The sequence below is a fragment of the Mesorhizobium sp. M7D.F.Ca.US.004.03.1.1 genome (assembly GCF_003998635.1).
Taxonomy (GTDB): Bacteria; Pseudomonadota; Alphaproteobacteria; order Rhizobiales; family Rhizobiaceae; genus Mesorhizobium; species Mesorhizobium loti.
On the sequence record NZ_RZQG01001620.1, the window covers coordinates 1 to 654 of the forward strand.

Below are 654 nucleotides of genomic sequence, written 5' to 3' on the forward strand. Positions count from 1 at the left end.
GACAAGGCCGGCCAGCAGTGTCGGCTCGCCGCCGGTCATCGCGCCGACGACCAGGGCCATGATGTAGGCCATGACCAGTTCGGCAATGAAGCTGATGACGAAGGGCAGCGGCGATTTCTTCATCGTGGCCGGATCAAGCTTGGCGGCCTTCAGCCACGGCTTGCTCAGGCCCATGTACCAGGCGGCGCCGAACAGCCATGCCACGATTGCGGCGGCGATCACCGCCAGCCAGTTCACTGCTGAAAAATCCATGAGCTTCCCCCTCAGATGCGGGTGTGATGGAACGCCTGTTCGGCGATCACGTCAAGCAAAGCGCCAGACGGTCGTGCGCTTGATCAGGGAATCCTCCAGTGCCCGCGTGACGGCGACTTCATAGACCGCAAGCGGTTCCAGCCCCGCCTTCGGCATATACGACCGGCCGGGATCGCCGACGAGGATCTCGGCGCCACGCGCCTTCAGGGTTGCGAACCACGGCATCAGCCGGTCGGCGAAGGATTTGTCGTAGAAGACGTCGCCGGCCAGGATCACGTCCCATCCCGCATCGGTGCCGATGCAATCCGTGCCGAGGAATTCGATCCCGACATCGTTGGCCTCGCTGTTGAGCCGGATCGCGGTCGCGCAAAACGGATCGATGTCGGTGGCGATCACCTTGGC

Annotated in this window: 1 protein-coding gene and 1 pseudogene; both read right to left on the reverse strand. The window is 63.5% G+C overall.

Annotated features, from left to right (window positions below; all coding sequences use genetic code 11):
* Window positions 1–252: DUF1761 family protein (locus EN935_RS39095; RefSeq protein WP_127374408.1), on the reverse strand; the 252-nt coding region annotated here is incomplete at its 3' end.
* Window positions 253–303: 51 nt separating this feature from the next.
* Window positions 304–654 (reverse strand): annotated as a pseudogene (locus EN935_RS39100) (methyltransferase); the annotation flags it as partial.